Origin of the sequence: Aureimonas sp. AU12 (assembly GCF_001463705.1) — a bacterium.
Taxonomy (GTDB): domain Bacteria; phylum Pseudomonadota; class Alphaproteobacteria; order Rhizobiales; family Rhizobiaceae; genus Aureimonas.
In genome coordinates this window covers 1-529 of the sequence record NZ_BBWH01000070.1, presented here as the reverse complement: position 1 = coordinate 529, position 529 = coordinate 1, and the positions used below count along the sequence as shown (strand labels likewise).

At 60.3% G+C, this 529-nt stretch carries 1 protein-coding gene; it reads right to left on the bottom strand.

Annotated elements, in window-relative coordinates:
* A partial coding sequence (locus AUL33_RS21370) for a recombinase family protein (protein ID WP_062213362.1) occupies positions 1 to 430 on the bottom strand: 430 nt, incomplete at its 3' end.
* Positions 431 to 529 lie beyond the last annotated feature (99 nt).

Here is a 529-nt window from a genome sequence, read left to right as displayed (position 1 = left end):
TCGGTGGACGCCCAAGCCGCTTGCCGCGCCGCCGTGCAGCGGCAAGGCCTGCGATCGTCCGCTCACGCGTGATCTCCCGGTCGAGCTCGGCGAATGCCGCCATCACCGTATAAAAGAACCGCCCTTCCGGGCGCGTCGTGTCGATCGACGCGCCCTGCCCCGTCAGCACTTTGAAATCGATACCACGGGCGCGTAGATCATCGCCGATCCGCACCAACTCGGCCGAAGACCTACCGAGGCGATCGAGCTTCCAGACCATCAGCATGTCGCCGACATCAAGCGCGGCCAAGGCCGCATCGAGGCCAGGCCGCTTGGCCACGCCCGACAACTTGTCCTCGAAGATTCGGTCGCAGCCGGCGGCCATTAAAGCGTCGTGCTGAAGGTCGAGGTTTTGATCCTCTGTGGAGACGCGAGCATAACCGATTTTCATGCGCCTATTATAAGCGGGGGGTTTCGAGCGATCCACCTTCAATTGCATCAATAAGATACGCAAACCCATTTTGACCGCTTAAAAACGGTCGTTTAAGCG